The 26402-nt window shown below is 54.0% G+C and carries 19 protein-coding genes and 3 tRNA genes; 6 read left to right on the plus strand and 16 right to left on the minus strand.

Features of this window, described 5'->3' with window-relative positions; genetic code table 11:
• Positions 1-121 precede the first annotated feature (121 nt).
• Positions 122-349, minus strand: a complete 228-nt coding sequence (locus FDW92_RS14645; protein WP_016154261.1) for a YgdI/YgdR family lipoprotein — start codon at positions 347-349, stop codon at positions 122-124.
• 192 nt (positions 350-541) lie between these two features.
• Here FDW92_RS14645 and csdA point away from each other — a divergent pair, with 192 nt between their 5' ends.
• The gene (csdA, locus tag FDW92_RS14650) at positions 542-1747 is read left to right on the plus strand and encodes a cysteine desulfurase CsdA (RefSeq protein WP_042310753.1); all 1206 of its coding nucleotides are present in this window, start codon (positions 542-544) and stop codon (positions 1745-1747) included.
• Positions 1747-2193, plus strand: a complete 447-nt coding sequence (csdE, locus tag FDW92_RS14655; RefSeq protein ID WP_042310755.1) for a cysteine desulfurase sulfur acceptor subunit CsdE — start codon at positions 1747-1749, stop codon at positions 2191-2193. The genes csdA and csdE overlap by 1 nt, the downstream gene beginning before the upstream one ends.
• 78 nt (positions 2194-2271) lie before the next feature.
• Here csdE and tcdA read toward each other — a convergent pair whose 3' ends face one another.
• Positions 2272-3078 carry a tRNA cyclic N6-threonylcarbamoyladenosine(37) synthase TcdA gene (gene tcdA / locus FDW92_RS14660; protein WP_042310757.1) on the minus strand — a complete coding sequence of 269 codons (807 nt, stop codon included), beginning with the start codon at positions 3076-3078 and terminating at the stop codon, positions 2272-2274.
• A gap of 64 nt (positions 3079-3142) precedes the next feature.
• Positions 3143-4240, minus strand: coding sequence for a murein transglycosylase A (mltA, locus tag FDW92_RS14665; RefSeq protein ID WP_042310759.1), 1098 nt, complete (start codon positions 4238-4240; stop codon positions 3143-3145).
• A 205-nt stretch (positions 4241-4445) separates the two neighbouring features.
• On the opposite strand from mltA, the gene FDW92_RS14670 reads away from it, so the two are divergent.
• The 3 genes from FDW92_RS14670 (at position 4446) to FDW92_RS14680 (ending at position 4875) form a co-directional block, all read left to right on the plus strand.
• Positions 4446-4522 (plus strand) — tRNA-Met (locus tag FDW92_RS14670).
• Between the two features lie 48 nt (positions 4523-4570).
• Positions 4571-4647 (plus strand) — tRNA-Met (locus tag FDW92_RS14675).
• A gap of 151 nt (positions 4648-4798) precedes the next feature.
• A tRNA-Met gene (locus FDW92_RS14680) sits at positions 4799-4875 on the plus strand.
• 75 nt (positions 4876-4950) lie between these two features.
• Here FDW92_RS14680 and amiC read toward each other — a convergent pair.
• On the minus strand, positions 4951-6204 hold the full coding sequence (gene amiC, locus FDW92_RS14685) for an N-acetylmuramoyl-L-alanine amidase AmiC (RefSeq protein WP_042310761.1): 1254 nt from the start codon (positions 6202-6204) through the stop codon (positions 4951-4953).
• 234 nt (positions 6205-6438) lie between these two features.
• Between amiC and argA the strand changes: the two genes are divergently transcribed.
• Positions 6439-7770, plus strand: coding sequence for an amino-acid N-acetyltransferase (gene argA, locus FDW92_RS14690; RefSeq protein WP_042310763.1), 1332 nt, complete (start codon positions 6439-6441; stop codon positions 7768-7770).
• Between the two features lie 44 nt (positions 7771-7814).
• On the opposite strand, the gene recD is transcribed toward argA, so the two are convergent.
• The 12 genes from recD to rppH all read right to left on the minus strand — a co-directional run bounded on the left by recD (position 7815) and on the right by rppH (position 26204).
• The gene (recD, locus tag FDW92_RS14695; protein WP_042310765.1) at positions 7815-9644 is read right to left on the minus strand and encodes an exodeoxyribonuclease V subunit alpha; all 1830 of its coding nucleotides are present in this window, start codon (positions 9642-9644) and stop codon (positions 7815-7817) included.
• The gene (gene recB, locus FDW92_RS14700) at positions 9641-13186 is read right to left on the minus strand and encodes an exodeoxyribonuclease V subunit beta (RefSeq protein WP_042310767.1); all 3546 of its coding nucleotides are present in this window, start codon (positions 13184-13186) and stop codon (positions 9641-9643) included. The genes recD and recB overlap by 4 nt, the downstream gene beginning before the upstream one ends.
• Positions 13179-16067, minus strand: coding sequence for a pitrilysin (gene ptrA, locus FDW92_RS14705; RefSeq protein ID WP_137400653.1), 2889 nt, complete (start codon positions 16065-16067; stop codon positions 13179-13181). The genes recB and ptrA overlap by 8 nt, the downstream gene beginning before the upstream one ends.
• Before the next feature lie 179 nt (positions 16068-16246).
• Positions 16247-19615 carry an exodeoxyribonuclease V subunit gamma gene (gene recC / locus FDW92_RS14710; RefSeq protein ID WP_042310771.1) on the minus strand — a complete coding sequence of 1123 codons (3369 nt, stop codon included), beginning with the start codon at positions 19613-19615 and terminating at the stop codon, positions 16247-16249.
• 12 nt (positions 19616-19627) lie between these two features.
• On the minus strand, positions 19628-19951 hold the full coding sequence (locus FDW92_RS14715) for a prepilin-type N-terminal cleavage/methylation domain-containing protein (RefSeq protein ID WP_042310774.1): 324 nt from the start codon (positions 19949-19951) through the stop codon (positions 19628-19630).
• A complete protein-coding gene (locus FDW92_RS14720; protein WP_042310776.1) occupies positions 19936-20343 on the minus strand; it encodes a DUF2509 family protein in 408 nt (135 codons plus the stop codon). Before FDW92_RS14720 ends, FDW92_RS14715 begins: the two co-directional genes overlap by 16 nt.
• Positions 20340-20903 (minus strand): prepilin peptidase-dependent protein, encoded by a 564-nt coding sequence (locus FDW92_RS14725; protein WP_042310778.1) that lies wholly within the window; start codon positions 20901-20903, stop codon positions 20340-20342. Before FDW92_RS14725 ends, FDW92_RS14720 begins: the two co-directional genes overlap by 4 nt.
• Positions 20894-21364, minus strand: coding sequence for a prepilin peptidase-dependent protein (locus FDW92_RS14730; RefSeq protein ID WP_042310780.1), 471 nt, complete (start codon positions 21362-21364; stop codon positions 20894-20896). Before FDW92_RS14730 ends, FDW92_RS14725 begins: the two co-directional genes overlap by 10 nt.
• Positions 21365-21548: 184 nt before the next feature.
• On the minus strand, positions 21549-22343 hold the full coding sequence (gene thyA / locus FDW92_RS14735; protein ID WP_003033990.1) for a thymidylate synthase: 795 nt from the start codon (positions 22341-22343) through the stop codon (positions 21549-21551).
• Between the two features lie 6 nt (positions 22344-22349).
• Positions 22350-23225 (minus strand): prolipoprotein diacylglyceryl transferase, encoded by an 876-nt coding sequence (lgt, locus tag FDW92_RS14740; protein ID WP_042310782.1) that lies wholly within the window; start codon positions 23223-23225, stop codon positions 22350-22352.
• Positions 23226-23414: 189 nt separating this feature from the next.
• Positions 23415-25661 carry a phosphoenolpyruvate--protein phosphotransferase gene (ptsP, locus tag FDW92_RS14745; RefSeq protein WP_042310784.1) on the minus strand — a complete coding sequence of 749 codons (2247 nt, stop codon included), beginning with the start codon at positions 25659-25661 and terminating at the stop codon, positions 23415-23417.
• Positions 25662-25673: 12 nt separating this feature from the next.
• The gene (gene rppH / locus FDW92_RS14750) at positions 25674-26204 is read right to left on the minus strand and encodes an RNA pyrophosphohydrolase (RefSeq protein WP_042310785.1); all 531 of its coding nucleotides are present in this window, start codon (positions 26202-26204) and stop codon (positions 25674-25676) included.
• Between the last annotated feature and the right edge of the window lie 198 nt (positions 26205-26402).

The following is a 26402-nucleotide window of genomic DNA, read 5'->3' on the forward strand; positions in this document are numbered from 1 at the left end:
TGGTAGCAAAGCTACCCTTTTTCACTTCCTGTACATTTACCCTGTCTGTCCATAGTGATTAATGTAGCACCGCCAAATTGCGGTGCTTTTTTTTGTCCGACTTTATGTCGATGGCGACCGGTTAGTTATCCAGTTCTACCATCTCTTTCACATCGGTACGGTTGATCTGCTGTTTGTTGCCGTTAGCGTCTTTATACGAAATCATTCCCGTTTCATTGTCAGTCTGTGGCTTGCCATCAGATACGATTGATCGACCATCGTTGGTGTGCATCACGTAATTCGATCCAGAACAGGCGCTCAGGGCAAAAGTCAGCATACAGGCAGAGATAATTGCGGCAGTCTTTTTCATCTTCTTCTCCTTAAAGCGATTTATGCTATTAAAAACACACTCCGTAACAGGCAAAATTGCTCGCCTAACGCTATTTAGCATAAGACACTGTGAGGACTTTGCCAGGATATCCAGAGTATTCCGATGGTTAGCACAACTCTTGTGTCAGCGCCTGTTTTGCGCGACGATCGGTTTATTGAACTGAGGATGATCATGAACGCATTTAATCCCGCGCAGTTTCGTGCGCAATTTCCCGCACTCAACGATGCCGGCGTCTATCTCGACAGCGCTGCTACTGCACTGAAGCCGCAAGCCGTGATTGAGGCGACCCAGCAATTCTATAGCCTGAGCGCCGGAAACGTGCATCGCAGTCAGTTTGCCGAAGCGCAACGCCTGACCGCGCGCTATGAGGCCGCACGGGGAAAGGCCGCACGCCTGATCAACACCCCGGATGAGAAAACGATAGTCTGGACCCGTGGCACGACGGAAGCTATCAATATGGTTGCCCAAAGCTATGCGCGTCCGCGCTTACGGCCGGGCGATGAGATTATCGTCAGCGTGGCGGAACATCATGCCAATCTCGTTCCGTGGCTGATGGTGGCTGAGCAAACGGGAGCCAGAGTAGTCAAACTCCCGCTCAACGCCCATTTGCTACCGGACGTCGAGCGTCTGGTTGAACTCATCACTCCGCGCAGTCGCATTCTGGCGCTGGGGCAGATGTCGAACGTTACCGGTGGTTGTCCGGATTTAGCCCGCGCCATTACGCTCGCCCATGCGGCTGGCATGGTGGTAATGGTAGATGGCGCGCAGGGAATTGTGCATTTCCCCGCTGACGTGCAGCAGTTAGATATTGATTTCTATGCCTTCTCGGGCCACAAGTTGTATGGCCCTACCGGTATTGGCGTACTTTATGGTAAGCCAGAATTACTGGAAGCCATGTCACCGTGGCTCGGCGGCGGCAAGATGATTAGCGAAGTCAGCTTTGACGGTTTCACCACCCAGGCAGCCCCCTGGAAGCTGGAGGCCGGTACGCCTAACGTAGCTGGCGTCATCGGGTTAAGCGCGGCGCTCGAGTGGCTGGCGGACATTGATGTTGCGCAGGCCGAAAACTGGAGCCGGGGTCTGGCGACGCTGGCAGAAGACGCCCTGGCGAAACGTCCCGGTTTTCGTTCCTTCCGTTGTCAGGACTCTAGTCTGTTAGCCTTTGATTTCGCTGGCGTTCATCATAGCGATATGGTGACGCTGCTGGCCGAAAATGGCATTGCGCTGCGCGCGGGGCAACACTGCGCACAACCGCTGCTGGCGGAACTGGGCGTATCCGGGACCCTACGCGCCTCTTTTGCGCCCTATAATACGCAAAGTGATGTGGATGCGTTGGTCTCAGCCGTTGACCGCGCGCTGGATATATTGGTGGATTAATGACAAGCCCTTTATTCGCCGGACACCCGTTTGGCACAACCGTAACTGAAGAGACGTTGCGTAATACGTTTGCCCCGCTCACCCAGTGGGAGGATAAATATCGTCAGCTAATTCTGCTGGGCAAGCAGCTTCCGGCGCTGCCGGATGCGCTAAGGGCGCAGGCAAAAGAGATTGCGGGATGCGAAAACCGCGTCTGGCTGGGATATACCCTGCACCAGAATGGCACTCTGCATTTCTTCGGCGACAGCGAAGGCCGCATTGTTCGCGGGCTGTTGGCAGTATTGCTCACCGCCACAGAAGGTAAAACCGCAACGGAGTTGCTGGCGCATTCACCGATGGCGTTATTTGACGAGTTAGGGTTAAGCGGGCAGCTCAGCGCCTCACGAAGCCAGGGCCTGCATGCGTTGAACGAGGCGATTCTTGAAGCTGCCCGGCAAGCCGGATGACGACGGCTGATGCGTCTTATCCGGCCTATAACACCGCACGAACTGTAGGTCGGATAAGCATAACGCCATCCGACACAATCAACTCTGGCGCGCCGCTTTCGCCATCATCTTCTTCAGCGCATGGGAAACGGCTACAAAGCCAAAGGTAGCCGTCACCATGGTGGCAGCGCCAAACCCTGAGGCACAATCCATACGTTTTGGCCCTTCCGCCGTCGCCTTCATGGCACACACCGAGCCATCTGCCTGCGGGTAAACCAGCGCCTCGGTCGAGAACACGCAGTCCACGCCCAGCTTGCCTTTACTGTTTTTCACCACGCCAAAATCACTCTTCAGTCGCTCACGCAGCTTGGCCGCCAGCGGATCCTGAATGGTTTTTGCCAGATCAACCACCTGAATCTGCGTCGGATCGATCTGCCCGCCCGCACCGCCGGTGGTTACCAGCGGAATCTTATTGCGCCGACAGTACGCAATGAGCGCCGCTTTCGGGCGCACGCTGTCAATCGCATCGATGACATACGAAAATCCCGCATTCATATATTCAGCAACGTTATCTGGCGTAACAAAATCATCGACCACGTTCACCCGGCACTCCGGGTTAATCTGGCGGATACGTTCCGCCATCACCTCAGCTTTCGCTAAACCAACGTTATCGCGCAGCGCATGGATCTGACGGTTAGTATTGGTGACGCAAACATCATCCATATCGATCAGCGTAATCGCGCCAATGCCGGTACGCGCCAGCGCTTCCGCCGCCCACGATCCCACACCGCCAATCCCGACCACGCAAACATGCGCTCCGGCAAATAACTGCAGCGCGTTTTCGCCATACAGCCGCGCCGTGCCGCCAAAACGCTGACGCCAGGCGTCACTGATAACCACAGACATAGAACCTCAAATTCATTAATACCGAGCAGTATGACTGCCGGATGGCGCTGCCGCCATCAAGCAATTAACCGCTGAACACGTTACCCGCGTTGGCCGCTGTTTTCAGCACCCACACGCGGCCGTAGTGATTATACCACCCGGCACGATGTCCGGCGTCAGCGCCAATGCCCTGATAGATATCAAAGTGCTGGCCTTTAATCGCACCGCCCACGTCCAGCGCCACCATCAGGCGCAGTTCGTACTGACCGGTGAACTTACCGTTATTATCCAGCAAGGGAACTTCCGCCAGTAACGTGGTACCCGCAGGAATGATACTGCGATCAGAAGCCACGGATGCACGGCCAATCAGCGGTACCGCGCTGGCCCCTTTCACCGGCGCAAAAGATTGCGGCTTAAAGAAGACAAACGATGGGTTCTGCTCCAGCAGCTCACGCACTTCGGCCTCGCTGTGCGTTTCTCCCCAATGGCGAATGGCCTGCATCGACATATCTTCTTTTTTCACTTCGCCACGGTCGATCAACACCTTCCCGATACTGCGATAGGCATGGCCGTTTTTCCCGGCATAGCTAAAGAAGTTTAGCGGGCTGCCGTCGCCAAAATCGATATATCCACTGCCCTGAACATCCATAATAAAGTTGTCCATCAGGGAGTTGCTGTACGCCAGAATGTAATTATCGCTTAGCGCGCCTGCGTAGATCTCGGCACGAGACGGTAAACGCCCGCGTTTTGGCGGCATGCGGTAGATAGGATACTGGAACTCACCCTGACGCGTGTGGCGCGCCTGAATAACCGGCGTGTAATAACCAGTAAACTGGACGTTACCGTAGTTGTCCGCCCCTTCCATTTGCCACGCGTCAATACCAAACTGACGCATGCTGCGGGTATCACCGCCCGCACGTAACCACTGCTGGATGGCATTATAGACATTGCTCTGATTGCCATATAAACGTGGCGATGCGCTACGGATCTGATTAACCTGCTCGGCGAAATCACCGGCATTGATTGGCGCGCCAACCGCATCAGGCTGGTTCACCAGTGAGAAAGGCTGGGTAAATTTCCCGTCTTTATACTGCTGCCCACGATCGGTGGGTTTTGAGGAACACGCGGCGAGCATCGCAACGACTGCTCCCGCCAGAAGATATTTTGCCCAACGTCCTTTCATTGTTCTCGTCTTATGTTGCCTGAATGCGAGACGAAGATAACAAACCCCCGTACCTAATGAAATGCGTATGCATACCCGAACGCAAATTTTGCGCAAAAAATAATCCAGAATACGTTGTTTTTGTTCATTTTCACCCTTAAAACGTGATCAAGGTGAAAAAAGGGTTGCATGAAAATGCGAGCAGAGTATAGTGCGCATCCACGGACGCGGGGTGGAGCAGCCTGGTAGCTCGTCGGGCTCATAACCCGAAGGTCGTCAGTTCAAATCTGGCCCCCGCAACCAATTAAAATCAGAAGCAGTAACGTTACTCGATGGAAGAGTAATGACGGACGCGGGGTGGAGCAGCCTGGTAGCTCGTCGGGCTCATAACCCGAAGGTCGTCGGTTCAAATCCGGCCCCCGCAACCAATCATATTTGCTGCAATATTTTTGCAAAGTAGTTCGAATCACAGCAAGGCGGCGACGCAGTGAATCCTTAGGAGCTTACTCCAGTAAGTGACTGAGGTGAACGAGGAAAGCCAACGCAGATGTGGTTTGAAATACGAAGCAAAAAGACGGACGCGGGGTGGAGCAGCCTGGTAGCTCGTCGGGCTCATAACCCGAAGGTCGTCGGTTCAAATCCGGCCCCCGCAACCAACACATTAAACACCTTAACAGGTGTTTTTTTGTATCTGTAGTTCGTTAAAAAAAGCGCTTTTCAGCGCTTTTTTGTTATCCCCTTCTCGCCAGCGTCGCGCCATCGGCAAAGTAGGCTTTAATCCCTGCCAGAATCGACTCCGCCACTTCCTGCTGGAAGGTTGCCGTCTTCAGCTTACGCTCCTCTTCGACGTTACTGATAAATGCCGTCTCCACGAGGATAGAGGGAATATCCGGCGCTTTCAGCACCGCGAACCCGGCTTGCTCAACCTGATTCTTATGCAGGTTGTTAATTTTACCGAGCTTATTCAGCACCGCTTTGCCAAACTTCAGGCTGTCGGCGATGGTCAGCGATTGCACCATATCGAACATGGTGTGGTCGACATAACGGTCACCGCTTTTGCTAACGCCACCGATGAGATCCGAGGCGTTCTGGGTTTGGGCCAGATATTTTGCCGCGGTACTGGTCGCCCCTTTCGTGGAGAGCGCAAACACCGATGAGCCGCTGGGTTGCCGGCTGGTAAAGGCATCGGCGTGAATAGAGACAAACAGGTCTGCACGCTGTTTCTGCGCTTTCGCCACACGCACTTTTAGCGGAATGAATATATCTTCATTACGCGTCATAAAGACCTTCATGTTGCCCTCTTTTTCAATAAGGGCTCGCAGGCGACGGGCAATTTGCAGTACCACATCTTTTTCACGCGTCTTATATTTCCCCACCGCACCGGAGTCTTCTCCACCGTGTCCGGGATCCAGCATAATGACAATCGGACGATCGCGCCCCGCTTTACCCGGCTGCGGACCACTTTGCGCAGGCGGCACCTGTTTATCCAGATCGCCCTTGTTGTAATCTTCAAGCAGCGCCAGCAGCGGATCCTGAACATCCTGCGCATTGGCAGGATAAAGATCCATGACCAGGCGCTCTTTAAAACCGGCGACGGGGGCCAGGGCAAAGAGTTGCGGCTTCACATTCTGTTTCAGCTCGAACACCATCCGCACGGTCTGCGGGTCAAATTGCCCGACTCTCGCCGACTTAATATAGGGATCGTCAGGACGAATCTGCGCGCCGATGCCCTTAAGCACCGAGTTCAAATTAACGCCTTCAATATCGACAACCACACGCTCAGGATTACTCAGGGCAAACTGTTTGTATTTCAGCAAACGGTTGGATTCCACCGTGACGCGGGTATAACTGGACGCAGGCCAGATACGAACGGCAACGACCTGACTCACGGCAGCCAGACCAACCTGACTGACGCTCAAAAGCCACATAGCACCCGCACCTTGCAGTAAACGACGGCGACTGATTGCTGAATTGGATCCCGACATGCTTCTCCCGAGCAAAAGAAATCTTTATTGAAGTAATACGTAAAACGTCCGAATTGACCGGAAACTTTAACGAATGACGCATAATCTGTCATCTATAAAAGGGTAAACATTCTTTTTATATTCACGGCATTACTGAAAAAAATCTTCGGCATGAGTAAAAATTACGCTTGCGCACAGCACCAAAACAGAATAAAAATACACAAATTACGAATAATCATGCAATGAGGGTGTGCCGTGGTGAAGGAGCGTAGAACCGAACTGGTACAGGGATTCCGCCATTCTGTTCCCTATATCAATACCCATCGGGGAAAAACGTTTGTCATTATGCTGGGCGGCGAAGCCATCGAGCATGAAAACTTTTCCAGTATCGTCAATGACATTGGGCTTCTTCATAGCCTCGGCATCCGCCTTGTCGTGGTCTATGGCGCACGACCGCAGATTGATGCCAATCTTGCGGCGCATCATTATGAGCCGGTGTACCACAAAAATACGCGCGTCACCGACGCTAAAACCCTGGAGCTGGTCAAACAGGCTGCGGGATTGCTCCAGCTTGATATTACCGCCCGCCTGTCGATGAGCCTGAATAATACGCCATTGCAGGGTGCGCATATCAATGTGGTCAGCGGTAATTTTATTATCTCCCAGCCGCTGGGCGTTGATGACGGCGTGGACTACTGCCATAGCGGGCGTATTCGTCGTATTGATGAAGAGGCCATTCACCGTCAACTGGACAGTGGCGCGATAGTCCTGATGGGGCCAGTCGCCGTTTCCGTTACCGGTGAGAGCTTTAATCTGACGTCAGAAGAGGTCGCCACGCAGTTGGCTATCAAACTGAAGGCGGAGAAAATGATTGGCTTTTGTTCCTCCCAAGGGGTCACCAACGATGATGGCGATATTATTTCCGAATTGTTCCCTAACGAAGCCCAGGCGCGCGTCGAGTCACAGGAAGAGAAAGGTGACTACAGCTCAGGTACGGTGCGCTTCCTGCGTGGTGCGGTGAAAGCTTGTCGCAGTGGCGTACGCCGCTGCCACCTGATCAGCTATCAGGAAGATGGCGCGTTGCTGCAAGAACTGTTCTCCCGCGATGGCATCGGTACGCAAATCGTGATGGAAAGCGCCGAGCAAATTCGCCGCGCCACCATTAATGATATCGGCGGCATTCTGGAGCTCATCCGTCCGTTGGAACAACAAGGCATTCTGGTCCGCCGCTCCCGCGAACAACTGGAAATGGAGATCGACAAATTCACCATTATTCAGCGCGATAACCTGACTATCGCCTGCGCCGCTCTGTACCCTTTCCCGGAAGAGAGGATTGGCGAAATGGCGTGTGTGGCGGTACATCCGGACTACCGTAGTTCGTCACGCGGGGAAGTATTGCTGGAGCGGATCGCCGCGCAGGCCCGGCAAATGGGGCTGAGTAAGCTGTTCGTACTGACCACCCGCAGCATCCACTGGTTCCAGGAGCGCGGCTTCACGCCAGTGGATATCGACCTGCTGCCGGAAAGCAAGAAAGAGATGTACAACTATCAGCGGCGCTCAAAAGTGCTGATGGCGGATTTGGGGTAAGAGTGGTTGCCGGATGCGGCATAACAGCCTCATCCGGCCTACAGCTACATCAGGCCGTCATTAAATAATGCTGATAGCCCGCTGCGGCGTTCGGTACGCATGACAATTGCCCCGCCCAATATTCGTTCATCGGCATACAGCGACAGACGGCGGCGCGCGCGGGTTACGGCGGTATAGACCAGCTCGCGGGTAACCACAGGGGAATGCTGGCTGGGTAAAATCAACGCCGCATGGTCAAACTCAGATCCCTGCGATTTATGTACCGTCATCGCCCAGGTGGTTTCATGCTCAGGCAAGCGGCTGGGTTGCACCGACTTAATCGAACCGTCCGGCAGCGCAAACCACACCCTCAACCCTTGTCCACGCTCGAGGGCAATGCCAATATCACCGTTAAATAACCCCAGCGAACTGTCATTGCGCGAAATCATCACCGGCCTTCCCTCATACCAACGACTGTGCGTCGAACGGCGAATTTTACGTTTTTGCGTCATCACCTGCTCAATGCGTTCATTCAAACCGCCAACGCCAAACGGGCCTTCCCGCAAAGCGCATAACAGCTGATACTCATTGAAGGCCTGAATGATGGCATCCGGCGCGGCGCCCTCGTGCAGTAAATCCAGGTAGTGCCCATAACCGGCCAGCGCCTCATCCAGCATCGCGGCGTAATCTTCACTGCTGTGTAACGTGCGTTTTTCGATATCGCTGAATCCCTGCTGGAAAACCGTTTTTACCGCAGCTTTGTCACCGCGATTAATCGCAGCAGCCAATTGACCGATCCCAGAGTCACTGCCAAAACGGTAGCTTTTTTGCAGCAGACACAAGCTGTCACGCAACGCCGCCGCCTGGGTACCCGTTCCCGCCGGAATAGCGCTACCGGTCAGGCGACTAAGCTGCCGGGCACGTTCCGGGGTGAATCCTTCGCTGACAAAAGCACAAATATCCCCAAGCACCGCCCCCGCCTCGACGGAGGCAAGCTGGTCACGATCGCCAAGAAAAATCACCCGCCCGTGCGATGGCAGGGCATCGATAAGGCGCGACATCATCGGCAAATCAATCATCGAGGCTTCATCCACCACCAGCACATCCACATGCAGCGGGTTCCCCGCATGATGACGCAGACGCTGGCTGCCAGGCTGAGCGCCTAATAACCGATGCAGCGTACTGGCATCATCGGGAATGCGTTTCTTTTGCTCATCGGTAAGCGGCAGTTCTCGCAGCGCCGCCCCCAGCGAGGCGGTCAGACGCGCAGCCGCTTTTCCCGTTGGCGCCGCCAGACGAATACGGCAGCGTTCACCATCCATCATCTGGATCAACGCCGCCAGAAGCCTCGCGACCGTTGTCGTTTTTCCGGTGCCCGGCCCGCCGGAGATCACTGATATACGACGGGTCAGCGCCACAGCAGCGGCCACCTTTTGCCAGTTAACGCCTTCCGATGATGGAAACAGCGCCTCCAGCGTGTCGGTCAGCCGTTGTTCATCCACCTCAATGGCGTGGTTAACTTCACTGAAAAAACGCGCCACCGCGCGTTCGTTATGCCACATGCGGTTCAGATATAAACGATCGCCGTACAGCACCAGCGGGGTCGGTTGCTCGCCACGGCTTACTGCCCCGGAGGCCAGCAAACATTCAGCCCAGTTTTCAGGCTCGCCCATCTCAGCAAGCCAGGCGCTTAACAGAGGATGAGCATCTTCGCGTAAGGATAATCGCGAAAGCGGTAAGCAGACGTGCCCTTCTCCCGCTTCGCGGCTGAGCAATGCCGCAGCCAGCGCAACCGCAGGATTGTCATTTCCGGCAACTGCCAGCGCAAACTGGGCATCCAGAGGCCGGAGCTGTTTTTGCTCAACGGCTTGCAGTAATCGTTTCTGGATTGTCATGACATCTCCTCCAGCTCCGCACCGGCAAACATCTCATCCATCAAAGCGATCATTTCTCCGTCTGGTCGGGTGGCGTAAATTCCCTGCTGCGGCTCCTGACCATCAACGCCCCGCAGGAAAAGATAGATGACGCCACCAAAATGGCGTTCATAATCGTAATCACTGATGCGATGGCGTAAGTAGCGATGCAGCGCCAGGGTATAAAGTTGATATTGCAGGTCGTAGCGATGCGCCTGCATAGCTGAGGCCATCGCCTGCTGCGTGTAGGCTGCGCTGTCTTCACCCAGCCAGTTAGATTTGTAATCAAGCAGGTAATAACGCCCCTGATGACGAAACACCAGGTCAATAAACCCTTTTAGCATGCCGCGTACCTGCATAAAATCCAACGCAGGGCAGCCCGCTGAGAGCGGATCGTATTTACGGATTAACGCATCAAGTCGGCTGGCCATCAGCGGCTGCGAAATCGGCAGATAAAACTCCATCTCCACCTGTTTTTCACGAGCAGAAAGTTGGCTCAAACTGACGCCCGTCTCGTTAAGAGGCGCCTGCAAAATGGTGTCCAGCCATGCGGTCAAAACCGGCGTCCAATGCGCGTCATAACCACCCAACGCCAGTTTTTCTTCGACCCAACACGGATCTACCGGTTGGGTAAAATCAAGGTCCTCAAACAGACTATGCAAAAACGTGCCCGGCGAGGCGCCGCGCGGAAATTGATGCGGGGTGAATCCTGACTCCGCAATGACCTCGCCAACGCCTGCGGCATCAACATCCAGGCGCGGGATCAGATCCTGCGCGATTCCATGTCCGCGCTGTTGCAGGCCGGAATAACTGGTCACGCGCCAGCCGTCGCCGGGGGTACGTTGCAGTGTTCTCACACTCAATGTGGCGCTGACCGGCTGTGCAACCTGCCAGCGCTCACCGTCAGGTTGACCTGGCGTCAGGCAGGCAATATCGTCGCAACCCAGCGCTTCAATCGCGCCACGCAGACCCACGGCATCCATTGGCTCACCTTTTTGCAACAGACGGCCAAGGGCGCTCTGATGCACATCGGTATCCCCTTTTTTATCGCCCCGACGACGTACCAACGGCGCAACGCCAAGGCTGCAGTGCCATACCGAACGGGTTAGCGCAACGTAGAGCAAGCGCAGGTCTTCCGCCAGGCGTTCAGCCTCTGCCAGCTCAACGCTCTCCCTGGCGTCACTGAGATCCAGTACCGCTTCAAAGGAGCTGCGATCGTGGTAGAACGCTTGATCCTGGACGCGGAAATTCGTGATAAACGGCAGCCAGACCAGCGGATATTCCAGCCCTTTCGATTTATGAATAGTCACGATTTGTACCAGATGCTTGTCGCTTTCCAGTCTGAGCTGCTGGCTGGACGCATTGCTGTCCGGTTCAAGAATATGCTGGGACAACCAGCGCACCAGCGCATGCTCGCTTTCCAGTTGCGATCCCGCTTCCTGGAGCAGTTCGCTGATATGTAAAATATCAGTCAGGCGGCGTTCGCCCCCTGCCGTAGCCAGTAGATTTTCCGCAATCTGGCGGTTTGTCATCAGCGCACGCAGCATCGGCATGACGCCGCGTTTATGCCAGATTTGACGATAGCCATCGAATTCTTCAACTACCGCATCCCAGGCATTCTCGTCGTTATTTAATGCTTCAATATCCTGCGCATTCAGCCCCATCATTGAGGTCGCCAGCGCGCTGCGCAGCGTGTTTTCCCGTTCTGGCGTCATCACCCCTTGCAGCATCCACAGCAATTCCTGTGCTTCCAGCGTTTCAAATACGCTGTCACGGTTGGAAAGGTAGACGGAGGGAATCGCCAGTTGCGTCAGGGCATCGCGGACCAGCGCCGCCTCCTGGCGGCTACGAACCAGTACGCTAATGTCTGAGGCGCGTACCGGCCTGGATGCTTTACCGCTCACCAGTTGCGCATCACCAGAGTGTCCGGCCTTAAGCCAGTCGCGAATTTGCGTTGCGCACACCTGCGCCATGTAGTTCTGGTAGTCGCCTACGCCACAACTTTCCCCTTCCATCAGCCACATACTCATTGCGGGCTGCGTTTCACCATGTAAAACAAACCGTAGCGACTGGTTTTTCTCTGCAAATTTTACCGGGCTAAAGGGGATTTCGCGGAACATAAAGGCGTCGTCCATCTGGCTGAAAAGCGTATTCACGCTATTGACCATGCCGGGGGCAGAACGCCAGTTGGTGTCGAGCGTATAGTGTGCGCTGACTTCGCTGCGCGCCTTCATATAGGTAAAGATATCCGCGCCGCGAAACGCATAAATAGCCTGTTTGGGATCGCCAATCAGCAGCAGCGCGGTCTCTGGCTGATGCTGCCAGATCCGGCGGAATATGCGGTACTGCTGCGGATCGGTATCCTGAAATTCATCGATCATCGCGACCGGAAAACGGGTACGGATAGCCGTCGCCAGCGCATCGCCGCTTTCACTGCGCAACGCCGCATCCAGACGGCTGAGCATATCGTCAAAGCCAAGCTCGCCGCGTCGGCGCTTCTCTTCGGCAACCGCGGTGCGGATTTCCGCCAGCGCCCGGGTAATCACCAGATCGCGGAGAGTTAACGGTTCGCTAAGCAGTTCATCAATGGCGACGAAAAGCGGGTGCTGAGGCGTTACGCCACCCGCTTTGGTGCGCTCTTGCAGAAAACGCTGTGAAAATTTCTCCAGCGCGTCAGGAAGCTGGTAACTCTGGGTTTCTTCCTGCGCCCATGCGCTGATCTTTTCGATCCACTTACCCTGGTTACCGCGATTAAATTTACGCCGGTCGATCCCGGAGGCTTCCAGCAGACCGTCAAGCTCATCAACGGAATCACGCCATTGCTGCTTAATCAGGTTAATGCGGGCGAGAATTTGTTCGTGCCGGGAGGCCAGTGTTTCGTCATCTGGCGGCGGAGCCTTGATTACCGGTGCTTCCCCCTGCAGATAGCGATTGATATCACTCAATAGCGCCTGAGGACCTTTCCACGTTTCAAAAATAACCTGCGCAATGTCGCGGGACAACGGATAGCAATGCCGCCGCCAGAAGTCCGCGCACGCCTGATAACGCAGCAGTGATTCGTCTTCAATCAGTTGCTGTTCAAACAGCATGCCTGACTCAAAGGCGTTGAGGCTGAGCATGCGCTGACAAAAACCATGAATGGTAAACACCGCCGCTTCATCCATTTGTCTTTCAGCCAATAGCAGCCACTGGGCGGCCTGTTTTTTATCGGCTATTTCGTCTAACAAACGAGCATATAGCGGGTTGTCGGTGGTTTCGCGCAGACAGGCAATGCGCAGCTCGTGAATGTTGCTACGAATTCGGCCACGCAGCTCTTCGGTGGCCGCCTCGGTGAAGGTGACCACGAGCACTTCTTCGACGGTCAGAGGACGTGGAAAGGCGGCAGAGCAGCCCAGTCCAAGCAGTAAACGTAAATACAGGGCGGCGATGGTAAAGGTTTTACCGGTGCCCGCAGAGGCTTCAATCAGGCGCTCGCCCGTCAGGGGCAAGCGCAGTGGATCAAGGGACTCAGCGGCATCATTCATTCTTGTCACTCATCAGGGGTAAGGTTTGCTGCAACGCGCTGACGGTCTGCCACACTTTCCAGCCTTCCGGGCGCACGTATTCTGCTTTCCCGTTCTGACTGCCGGAAACCTGTGACAGTATCGCCATGCCTTGCGGCTCAACCACCGCCTGATGGAAGAAGTCGGCAAGTTTTTGCGGCGTCAGCAGTTTAATCTGAGCCACTATTTTATCACGTGAATCGAAGCGCATATTGCCGCGATCAAAATCTTTGCTTAACTGTGAGGCTTCTTCCCCCAGCGTTTGCGGCGCCTGTAGCATTTGCGCAATGATCGCCTGCTGAATTTGCGCAAACTCTTCCGGTTTCATTGCCCGCAACTTCGCTTCCGCCGTCGGGAAAAATGCTTTATAACGCTCCCAGAGGTAAGACGGTTGCTTATCACTGCTTTGTAACAGGAACCCCATCCCCCACTGACGACCAACGCTCATCGGGAAAGCAAATACGGCGTAACCTAACTGCTCTTCAGTACGCAATTGATTGTAAAACCACGGCTGAACAATTTGCCCTAACATGGCGCTGTAGGCTGAACTGCTGTATTCGTCATAGCCAGTTGGCACAAATACCGCCGCCAGCGCAGAATCCGTGCTGCTGCCCGCTTTCTCAAAGATGACGGACTGCTTCTTGTCCACGACCACTTCTTTGTTCCGGCACCACTGCGAACCATTCGCGCCAAGCTGTTTCTGAATATCCTGCGCCATGGTTGTAGCCTGAGCTTTGCTCATATTACCTACCACCAGGAATTCAGGCCGCGCCCCCGCTTTTAAAGCATCGCGGTAGGACATCACCTCTTGCAACGTAATGGATGGCAATAGCGCGCGACGTTCATCGCGAGAGAAATAGGGCACCTGAGACAGCATTTGCACCGGCATAATCGCCTGATCGTAGGCTTTACCTTTTTCCGCAGAGTCCATCATCTGAGCGTACCAGGATTTCGCCTGTGCCAGTTGTTCATCCGTTGAGGTGTAGCTGAAATAACCGCTCAATAAAGCCTGAAAAAGCTGCGGCAGACGTTGAGTGTAGCCGTTAGCGTTAAGCATCAGACCATTGTTAGCGTTGGTCGAAAAACCTATTCCACCCACCGATGCCTGGTTGCTTAACTGATCGAGCGCGATTCCCGCCAGGTAATCGTTCAGGGCGAATAATACCTGGTTGCGCGCGCTGTCCATCGCTTTCGGGTTACGCAGGATCACGCTGACATCAGCCTTCGGCTCGCTGGCAAAATACTGGCTCGGCGCATACACCACGCGCAAATCCGGCTCATCGACGATCAGTTCCGGGTGAGCGTATTTTTTATCCGCTTTGATCAGCGTGAAATCATCCGGAATGTAGGGGTTCAGCTCTGGCAAAGACAGCGCAATGCCCTGTGCTTTTTGCTGCCAGTCAGCAAAGGTTTTGTCGCTGATTTTGTCCACCTGATAAGGCACATCGACAAAATAAGCGGTTTTATTATGCGGTTCTTTCGCGCTGATATACCAGATACGCGCATTCTGCGGCGTCATCATTGCCAGACGTTGCGCAATGGCTTGCGCATCATATTGGTCGGCAATATTCACCGCATCCAACGTATGCTCGACGGGAACGCGGATCATGGTATCAGCCAGCCATTCCACGTAGTCCATATCACGAGTGATTGAAGGATAACGGAAATCGAGATCCAGCACGTGCGCCAGTTCGTTAAAGTAGCGTTTATCGACGCCTTTCTCACGCAACAGATTGAGATAGCTAAAGATGGCCGCGACAACTTCATCGCGATTCGCCAACCCTTTGTCGGTTAACGTCGCAGAAATGGCTAACACGCCGCTGTTACCATTAACAACCGGGTCGGAATCGGCACGAATGCCCTCCACCAGCCCCTGTTTTTGCAGCCAGTCGGACAGCGTACCAGGGCTACGATTGCCAATCAGGTAGGTTATCAGTTCATCCGTTTTACTGCGGAACTTTGCGCTGTTGTTATCGATACGAAACTCGACGCGCAGGACTTTGCGCGGCATTGCCGGCACATAGTGGATGATGATGCCTTTCTGCGCGTCGGTGACAACCGGTACGGTGATTTCCGGTTTTTCGATATTTCTGTTCGGTACGCGGCCGAAAGTTTCAGCGGCTATCCGCGCCAGCTCTGGCAGTGGTTTATTGCTATAAATCACCGCCTTCATCAGGTTCGCGGAGTAGTATTTTTCATGAAATTTTTGTAATGCCAGCACCACCGGGTTACCCGGTTTATCGCTTAATGTCTCCAGATTTCCGCCGGAGAAACGCGAGCCAGGGTGCGCCGGGTTGATCGTCTCAGCGCTGACCTGCGCCATACGCATCCCATCCCGGGTACGCGCCAGCGTCAGCTCGGAGTTCACCGCGTTACGCTCGCGATCGGCATATTTTTTATCCAGCAACGGATCGGCGATCGCGTCCGCCAGTCGATCCACTGCCCCCACCAGCGCGTCGTTTTCGACTTCAAGATAAAAAGCCGTACGGTAAGGCGCTGTGCTGGCGTTGTGGCTGCCGCCATGCATTTTCAGGAATTCAGCCAGGCTGTCGGGCTGCGGGTATTTTTTCGAGCCCATCAGACACATGTGTTCGAGATAATGCGCCAGCCCCTGATGATCGTCCGGATCTTCCAGCGAGCCAACAGGTACCACCAGTGCAGAAAGGGATTTCACGGCCTGCGGATCGGATACCAGTAACACGACCATGCCGTTATCAAGGCGCACGGCCTGATACTGGCGGGTATCTTTATCGCTTTTACGGATGGTTTCAGCTAAAGGCTGCCAACCGGTATCTGCCTGACTTACGGGAACCCAAAGGGCGACGAACAACAATAATGCGCTGAACCAGGTGCTGCGGGGCATTCACAAACCTCATCATTAACGTATTCACCTGTTCACTGCAAACCACGTATCAATACGTGACCTGAACAGGGCAAGACTTTGTGCTGAACAAGTCAGCATCTTCTCTTTGTAAGAATCAGTCCGTGACAGAATGCGCATCATAGTGGAAGCTATCGAATTGCGCAATTTTTATACAACCATCAGGACTGGTTAAAGCGAAAAATCGGTAACAGATAGCGCTGTGACTGTAAAACAATGCGTTCCAGCGTCTCGGCATCCAGTTGACGCCACAGGCGCTGATACCAGATATCATCGCCTTCGCCACGAACCATCATGTTGCCTTCATAAGCCTGCAAAAACTTACTGCGCGCTTTTTGCAGCGTATCGTCGTCATCTAACATGGCATCATTTGCAGCGTCATAACAGGTTTTTATCCATGCGCCGCCGCTTTCCGGTAATACCAACAATGGCGATGACATGCCTTCCCGATATCCCTCAATGAGTTGCGACAAATACAACAGCGCCTGTTCTGCCTCCAGTGGCGGAAAACGCCATTCTCCGTCTTTACGCAGGAACAGCCGGCTCTCTCCCGTACCGCCACTGGCACAATAGACAAGATGTTCCAGCCAAAGTTGCACTCCCTGCGCAATGCTTATCAAAGATGGACGCCAGCGCAACAAACCGTCCTCTTGCACCTGCGGTAGCCAACCGGTGATTTGCACGCCGTTACAGTTAAGATCGATCTCCGTACTCTGACAGGGCTGACGACAGGCGATAATGCGTTCAGCCAGCGACTGCATCTCCTGACGCTGCGTATCCCACAGAATTTCACCAAATGACCCATAGGGCAGCACGCCTGCCGCACGGAAACGGCGAAATAGTTGTTCAGCATCGTTCTCTTCAACCAGCGTGTTAAGCAATTGCTGATTAAGCTGATAGCGAGTTAATCCTTCCAGAACAAAAGGTTCTGTTTCTGGGATCTCACTTTCTTCAGCGCGAAAGTTGACCTGCAAACGCATCTGGAAAAAGGCCCGTACCGGATGAGCCCAAAAACGCTGTAGCGTTTCCAGCGTTAACGTGGCTGGCATTTCAAAGGGGAGAGGCTGCACAAAATCCGTGTGCGCTTTTCCTGACAAGCTCGCCGCAGGCAGCCACTCTCGGGCGTAGCTTTGCTGTTCGCCGGGCTGATAGTTTTGTGCGTCAAAAGGCATGCGGGTATGCAGACGGGTAATGTGCGCTTTTACCCTGGCCTCGCTTTGATCGCAGGTCAACGATTCATCGCCCGGCAGATAATGGCTTTGCCCGATGTAATCCATCAGTTCCTGCACTAATACCGACGGGAAGCGTTCGCTGTTGTCCTGAATTGAGCGGCCAATGTAGCTGATGTAGAGCGTTTGCTGCGCCGAAATTAACGCTTCGAGGAACAGATAACGGTCATCATCGCGACGGCTGCGATCGCCCCGCATCGGTTTTTGGCTCATCAGATCAAAGCCCAGCGGCGCAAGCTGACGCGGATAAACGCCATCGTTCATACCCAGCAGACACACAACCCTAAAAGGAATGGAGCGCATCGGCATCAGCGTACAAATGTTAACAGGCCCCGCCAGGAAGCGCTGGCTAATGCGTTCCTGGTCGAGACGCTGCGCCAGCTCATCACGTAGCAAGGAAAGCGGTACGGCATCACCATACTCAGCCCCCAGTCCTTCACTAATAATTGCCTGCCACTGCTGTTCAATCAGCGTCATCGCCGCTTCGGTATCCGCATCCGGCAGGAAGAAATCATTAAGCATGTCCCGACAAACGGGTAGCCACTCTTCCAGCGGGCGCTCCTGCGCCAGTCCACGACGCCAGAGATTAAGCTGCATCAGCAACGAGGCCAGATGCCCTACCAGCTCGGCAATCAAACCGCTCGACTCATCGTAGGGCAATACCGATTGCCACTCGCCCTGGGCGCTTTCCATCGCATAGCCGAGCAGCATGCGCGTTAAACCAAATTGCCAGGTATGCTGACCCGTTGGCGGCAGTTCCAGCTCGCGCACGTTATCGTCGTCAATTCCCCAGCGAATACCTGATTCATTGACCCACAAACGAAGATAGCGCAGACCTTCTTCATCAATGTTGAAACGCGCCGCCAGTACGGGAACGTCCAGCAATGCCAACACATCCTCAGAAACAAAACGGCTATCCGGCAGCGAAAGCAGACTGATAAAGGCCTGTAAGACGGGATGGGACTGGCGTGCCCGACGGTCGGAAATCGCATATGGTAAGTAACGGTCGGCTGGCGCGCTGCCAAAAACCGCCTGAATGAACGGGCTATAGCTGTCGATATCCGCCACCATCACGATAATGTCGCGCGGCGTCAGCGTGGGATCTGCTTCCAGCATTGCCAGCAGTCGGTCATGAAGAATTTCCACTTCACGCTGAGGGCTATGGCAGACATGGAAAGTCACGCTGGTGTCGTTCGCATCAAGCAGCCGTTTGTTGTCGCTCCGGGAATACTCGTCCAGCGTAACGCCCGCCACGGCCCGGCTTTGTAACTCGAGAATATCCGACTGAATGTTATGCAAAAGATTGTCTGGGGTTATATCGACAAACGCATCCAGCTCCTGGCTGTTTTCCAGTTCTGAAAGCAGATAAATATAATCACGTCCCAACTTGCCCCACGAGGCTAACATCGGGTTGCCTACGTCCTGCTCACCATCACTGTTAAACAATCCTGCCGCATTCTGAGTATCACGAAACAGCGGCAGGTGACGTTCTTCAAAACTGTGCCGACGCTGACGCGCCAGCAGCTTTGCCAGCCAGGCGGGATCTTTAATGTCGCCCCAATAGTAGCGACAAGGGTTGGTAAATAGCAGATGAATATCAATATGCTTACCCAACGCCTGCAATGCCTGCAGGTAAACCGGCGGTAGCGCCGAAATTCCGCAAATAAAGACGCGAGAAGGCAGCCCCTGCGGACATTCAGACGCATTTTCCAGGGTGTGAATAAATCGCTGATATAAATTGGCACGATGCCAGCGCGGTTGGCCCAGTTCAGCGGTGTATTCCACCAGTGCTTTCCACAACGGTGCCTGCCATGCCTGAGCCTCGCCGAGTCCTTCAATCTGGCGCTCCGCTTCCCACTGAGTTAACCAGTCAGGGCGATAAACTAAATACTGATCGAAAAGGTCCGCCGCGCGTGCGGAGAGTTGAAACAGCTTACGTTTATCGGTGTCGTCCGTCAGATAGTGTCGCAGTAGTGCGAAGTCATCGTTATCCAGCAACTGCGGCAGCAGAGTCATTAACTTCCAGCTCATGCTCTGTTTGCTGAACGCGCTCTCTTTCGGGATATCCGGCAACACGCGCACAAACATATCCCAGATAAAACTCGCGGGCAGCGGGAAATCGATGTTGGCGGCGATACCAAATTTCTGTGCAAGGGTCATCTGTAGCCACTGCGCCATACCGGTACTTTGCACCAGGATCATTTCCGGTTCAAAGGGGTCGTCCAACCGCTCGCGCTCAACGATAAACTCCATTAACGCTTCCAGCACATCCAGACGATTGGAGTGATAGACCCTTAACATAGCGGCTCCTGACTACTGACGGTTCGGGCAATGCAGACGTGTCATTTGACCTTGCCTGCCCAGGGGTGAAGAAATTTTAACGCTGATGCTGACACATCCTGCTCCCGTTGTCTGCATTCGGTTAACCTGCCAGTTCACAGGTGGTGAAAACGGATACAGCTGGGTTTGTTGCCAGGCGTGACGCCAGAGTTGCTGATACTGGTTTCTGACGATAAAACTGTTCATCAACGCCCGCTGGTATCCCGATAGTGCGGTCACAACCATGATCATCAGCACCATTGCCAACATCACTTCCGGCAGGCTAAAACCACGTTGTCTGTTCAGGGGATCTGGCATAACGCTACCGCCTTTAACGGACAAAAATCGCTCCAGCCATGCGGCGAAAATTTGATATTGCCATCGATAACCTCTCCCTGACGCCATAGCGATACCTCTTCATAATGAGCGATAAGCAGCACGGAAGTCTCAGTAAGTCGTCGCAGGCAAACCGCGGCATCCTGCCCGGTATAACGCCGACACTGTATCGTCGGTTGTAAGCCCCAGGACTGCATGCGTCCCCATTCGATAGCCGATTGCACTACCGCCTGCCGCTGCAAAGACCGACTTTCCGATGTAACACGCGATGCGAAGCTCGCTTCTTGTCGGCTAACACCCTGCAGTAACAGGCTGCCGAGCACCAGCAATAGCAGAACCATCGCCAGAGATGAAACACCTCGCTCACTATTCACAGGTTGAAACCTGTCACACTGTAAAAGGCTTCAATGACTTTTTGTGGTTCGACGTTGCTCACTCCACGCAAACGCAACGTAAGGAGTGGTTGAAATCCGCGAATATTCACGCGTTCAACCTGAAATGCCTCAATCTGAATGGTGGCCGGATCGGTCATTTTCTCCCACCCTTTTCCATTACAACCAGTTGCTCCCCGCAGGGTCTCCAGTACTTTGTCCTGTAAACGAAATCCGATGACATCAGCCTCTTTCGCGGGACTATTCTCCCAAACGCCGTTACCGTTGGCATCCCAACGGGCAATGACACAGTCGCCCTTAGCCGACATCACCAGTCCCTCTCCGACACAGGTTCCCCGGCAATACCCTGCCCGCTGAAGATGTTTTGCCACGGTATAAACCCGCTGCCATATTTCATCTTCCAGCGCTAACTGGCGCGTATTGCGCAGGATCTCTCGCTGCAGAGCGGGTAAAAATCGCGCAGCGCTAAGCAGTAAAATGCTGGTGATCGCCATAGCAATGAGCACCTCCAGCAGTGAAAAACCCCGCTCGTTTACTGACATGACCTGGCCTCATCGCGTTCACAAAGTCTGATTCGCCCCCAGCCTGACACCATCACACGCCATTCCCCTGTCGTATTTTTCAGGCGAATATGTCCAGCCCATGCCGTATTGCGCAGCCCAAAAAAGGCCAGTGAAGGTGTTATCTCTGCCATTTCGACATCGTCCCATAGCGGTGCAAACACCAGGGGTGAAGTCGGTTTACACCCGCCTTGTGAAGCCGCAGAACTGACCAGACACCAGGATGTGCCATCCCGCATCACGCTGATGACGTGATCGCGGTTACGCCAGTTAGCATCTTCACGTAATTGCAGCAGGTAATCCCGCACCTGACAGGCGGTCTGCCACAGGCGCTGTTGTTGTTGCCAGTACTGCCAACCATACAACCCGGACGCGCCAAGCGCCGTGACAATCAGCATCGCAATCAGGGTTTCGAGAAGCGTGTAGCCTTGTTGTTTTTTCATGCCGCCAGTATGGCGCGAGGAAAATGAATAACGAGCGGGAAATTCGGTTTCTACGGCGAGCTACGAGGAATATTTGACGCGTTGCAGAGCGTTGCAATATTTCAGGAACCGGCGCCGAAGAATGAAATGACAGACAAAAAAAACCGACGCGCGAAGGCGTCGGTTATGACAACATGAAGCTCGGTTAGATAGCTACTGGCGCTTTAATACCTGGATGCGGATCGTAGCCTTCAATTTCGAAATCTTCGAAACGATAATCAAAGATAGATTCAGGCTTACGTTTGATGACCAGCTTCGGCAACGCGCGCGGTTCGCGGCTAAGCTGCAGATGCGTTTGATCCATATGATTGCTGTACAGGTGCGTGTCGCCGCCGGTCCAGACAAAATCGCCCACTTCAAGGTCGCACTGCTGCGCCATCATGTGTACCAGTAAGGCGTAGCTGGCAATGTTGAACGGCAGACCGAGGAACACATCACATGAACGTTGATACAGCTGGCAAGAGAGCTTGCCATCCGCCACATAGAACTGGAAGAAAGCATGGCACGGCGCCAGCGCCATCTTATCCAGCTCACCAACGTTCCATGCCGAAACGATGATGCGGCGAGAATCCGGGTCATTTTTCAGCTGGTTTAGCACCGTGGTGATCTGGTCAATATGGCGACCGTCCGGCGTTGGCCACGCGCGCCACTGTTTGCCATAAACCGGGCCTAAATTACCGTTTTCATCCGCCCATTCATCCCAGATTGAGACATTGTTTTCATGCAGGTAGGCAACGTTAGTGTCGCCCTGCAAGAACCACAGCAGCTCATGAATGATCGAGCGTAAATGGCAGCGTTTGGTCGTAACCAGCGGGAACCCTTCCTGCAGGTTAAAACGCATCTGATGGCCAAAAATGGAAAGCGTTCCGGTTCCGGTACGGTCGTTTTTCTGTGTGCCTTCATCCAGCACTTTTTGCATCAGTTCTAAATACTGTTTCATGGTTCCTCAGGAAACGTGTTGCTGTGGGCTACGGCGGTACGCCCAAACCATCATAATAATGCCTGCGACAATCATCGGGATAGAGAGGATCTGTCCCATGCTGATGTACTGCACCCAGGTGCCGGTAAACTGTGCATCCGGCTGGCGGAAGAATTCAACGATAATACGAAACGCGCCATAACCAATCAGGAAAAGACCGGACACTGCCCCCATAGGACGAGGCTTGCGAATGTACAGGTTCAGAATGATAAACAGTACAACCCCTTCCAGCGCCATCTCATAAAGCTGAGATGCGTGACGCGGCAGCGAGCCGTAGGTATCAAAAATAGACTGCCACTGCGGGTTGCTTTGCAGCAGTAAAATATCTTCGGTACGGGAGCCCGGGAATAGCATGGCATACTTGAAATTCGGGTCGACGCGTCCCCACAGTTCACCGTTGATAAAGTTGCCCAGACGCCCTGCTCCCAGACCAAACGGGATCAGCGGAGCGATGAAATCAGAAACCTGGAAGAACGAACGCTTGGTGCGTCTGGCGAAGATAATCATCACCAGAATCACACCGATAAGCCCGCCGTGGAAGGACATGCCGCCATCCCAAACGCGGAACAGATACAGCGGATTATCGAGGAACAATGGGAAGTTATAGAACAGTACGTAACCAATACGCCCACCGAGGAAAACCCCGAGGAAGCCTGCATACAGTAAGTTTTCTACTTCATTTTTAGTCCAGCCACTACCCGGCCGATTAGCACGGCGCGTCGCCAGCCACATCGCGAAAATAAAACCCACCAAATACATCAAGCCGTACCAGTGAAGCGCGACGGGTCCGATTGAGAAAATGACCGGATCGAAATCCGGAAAATGCAGATAGCTACTGGTCATCTGTCACCACAAGTTCTTGTTATTTCGCTGAAGTCAGACAGCAATTGATAAGCGCGCCTGCATAATGCAGGCGCTCCAAAGGTGCGAATGATAGCACAAGGGGATCGCAGCGGATGCCGGGAAGATGTAAAAGATCTGTATAGGTAATCTTTACCCCCATAATGCCTGATAGCGTTACGCTTATCAGGCCTACAATCCCCCGCGAATCAATCCCCCCATGCCACGGCGCTCCATAAAGGCCGCCACCTGATGGCGTACTTCTGCCGCCATCTGCGCTTCCAGGCTGCGCTGGGCCAGCGTTTGCGCCTCGCCAAAATCAATATGGCGCAGCAGATATTTCACGCGGGCCACGGATCGACCGTTCATTGACAAATGACGGAAACCCAGGCCGACCAGAATGGCCACGCACATCGGGTCACCCGCCATTTCACCGCATAAGCGCAAGTCGATACCGCTTCTTTCAGCTTCCTGCGCAATCATCGCCAGCGCACGTAGCATCCCCGGATGCAGGCTGTCATAAATGCTGGCCACCCGCGTATTGTTACGATCGACGGCCAGAATGTATTGGGTAAGATCGTTGGTTCCGACCGAGATAAAGTCTATCCGGTTAGCCAGATGCGGCAGCATAAACACCATCGACGGAACTTCCAGCATGATGCCGATGCGCGGTTTCGGGATTGCGTAACCGATCATCTCTTCCACTTCGCGTCCGGCGCGTTCAATCAGGCGTCGCGCTTCGTCCACTTCATCAATACTGGTCACCATCGGCAGCAAAATGCTCAGGTTACCGGTTGCCGCGTTCGCACGCAGCATGGCCCGGACCTGGATCAAAAAGATCTCCGGCTGATCGAGCGTAATGCGGATCCCTCGCCAGCCAAGGCATGGGTTTTCTTCACTGATCGGCATATAGGGCAGCTGTTTATCGGCCCCGACATCCAGCGTCCGCAGAGTCACTGGCTTGTCGTTAAACATTTGCAGCATCCCTTGATACTGCGCAACCTGTTCTTCTTCCGAAGGAAAACCGCTTTGCAGCATGAACGGGATTTCAGTGCGGTACAGGCCAATGCCATCGATCCGGCTGCCCAGCTTCTCTTCATGTTCCGGGCTGAGACCCGCATTGAGCATCACCTTCACGCGCTCGCCGCTTTTTAACTGCGCCGGCTGATTGACGTCATCTTCCGCCAGGCGGCTCAGCTCAATCTCTTCGCTGATAAGACGCTGGTATTCCTGGACCAATACCGGTTCCGGATCGACCAGAACTTCGCCTCGATAACCATCCACCACCAGCGTTCGCCGGTGTAGCACTGACGGCTGGATATCTGCCCCCATGACGGTAGGAATACCCAGCGCACGCACCATAATTGCCGCATGAGAGTTGGCTGCGCCGTCCCGGACAACCACGCCGACTAACCGGTCTTGGGGAAGTTCCGCCAGCGTGGTCGCGGAAAGCTCATCCGCCACCAGCACAAAACGTTCCGGCCAGGCATTCGGTCCCTGGATCGAGTCGTCAAGATGAAATAGCAGACGCTGGCCCAGCGCGCGTAAATCTCCGGCCCGCTCTTTGAGGTAGTTATCGCTCAGCGCGGCAAACTGTTCGGCAAATTTTTCGATGATCGTTTTAACGGCCCACTCAGCCACCGAGCCGTTATCCACTTCCGCAAACAGTTCGCGGCGCAGACGGGTATCGGAAAGCAGGTGCGAGTAGAGATCAAAGATCGCCGCCGTTTCTTTCTGCGCCCCGGCGGTAAAACGCTTGCTGTAACGGCGGAATTCGTTCGCCGCTTCTTCCAGCGCGCCGGTCAGTCGCTCACGTTCGAGCACGGGATCCAGCGTTGAAGCCTGATAAACCTGCTCCATCAGCGGTAGCGTCGCATCCTGCCAGCCTTCGGCAATGGCTACACCGGGAGCAGCAGGCAATGCACGGATACGCGTTTGCCGATATTGGCCGAACAACGCATTCAGTTGCGACTGGGAAAGTATGGCCGCCATTTGCGTGGCGAGCGTCACTAGGAAAGACTCTTCGCTTTCGTCGTACTGACGTAATTCACGCTGCTGCACCACCAGCACACCCAAGAGCTGACGACGCTGAATAATCGGTACGCCTAAGAACGCACGAAAGCGCTCTTCTTTTACCGAAGGGATGTATTTAAAGCTGGGATGTTTTTGCGCATCGGCGAGGTTGATAGGTTCCGCCAGCCTGCCAACCAGGCCAACGATACCTTCATCAAACGCGAGTGCGACAGTGCGACCACGGGGTTTTTTCAGACCCCGTGTCGCCATGAGGTAATAACAACGTCGGTCGTGATCGGCCAGATAGACCGAGCAGACCTCTGTATCCATCGCAAGACAGATGTCGGTAACCAGTATATTAAGCGCCTCATTAAGACGCGGAGCACTGGCCACCTTTTCGACTATTTCGCGCAGGCGGGTGAGCATAATTTGCGTAGCTTAACCTCTTTTACGTCTGTACGCAGGTGCGCTTTGCGGTTTAGGAGTGGCCTCCTGAAGCGCCATAACAACACTTGCGAATTCTTTCATCACCCTGCGATAGACATCGCGTTTAAATGACACCACCTGTCGAACCGGATACCAGTAACTCACCCAGCGCCAGCCGTCGAACTCAGGTGTACTGCTGGTTTGCATATTGATTTCAGCATCACTGCTGACCAATTGCAGAAGAAACCATTTTTGTTTCTGGCCGATACAAACCGGCTTTGTGTCCCAACGCACCAAACGTTTCGGTAACTTGTAACGCAACCAGTTACGAGTAGAAGCAAGGATCCGTACATCTTTACGGCTGAGACCCACTTCTTCAAAGAGTTCCCGGTACATCGCCTGCTCTGCTGTCTCTCCTGCGTTTATCCCACCTTGAGGGAATTGCCAGGAGTGCTGACCAAATCGCCGGGCCCACATGACCTGCCCCTGGCGGTTACAAATTACTATCCCTACATTCGGGCGGTAGCCATCGTCATCAATCACCGGACTACCTCAATATAAACCTTATATACAAATGATTGTTTCACACTACTGAGAGGCGGTAAACCACTCTGTTAAGGGTGCGATATTCTAATAACAATTGAATAACTCACAGCGAAGGCCCGAGTTATAAACAGAAGAAGAGCATTCAGGGCGATTTTATTCACCTTTTCTGTGGATATAGTTGTGAAGAAGTACGGA

It is taken from the genome of Citrobacter sp. wls706, from assembly GCF_005281305.1.
Lineage (GTDB): Bacteria > Pseudomonadota > Gammaproteobacteria > Enterobacterales > Enterobacteriaceae > Citrobacter > Citrobacter werkmanii.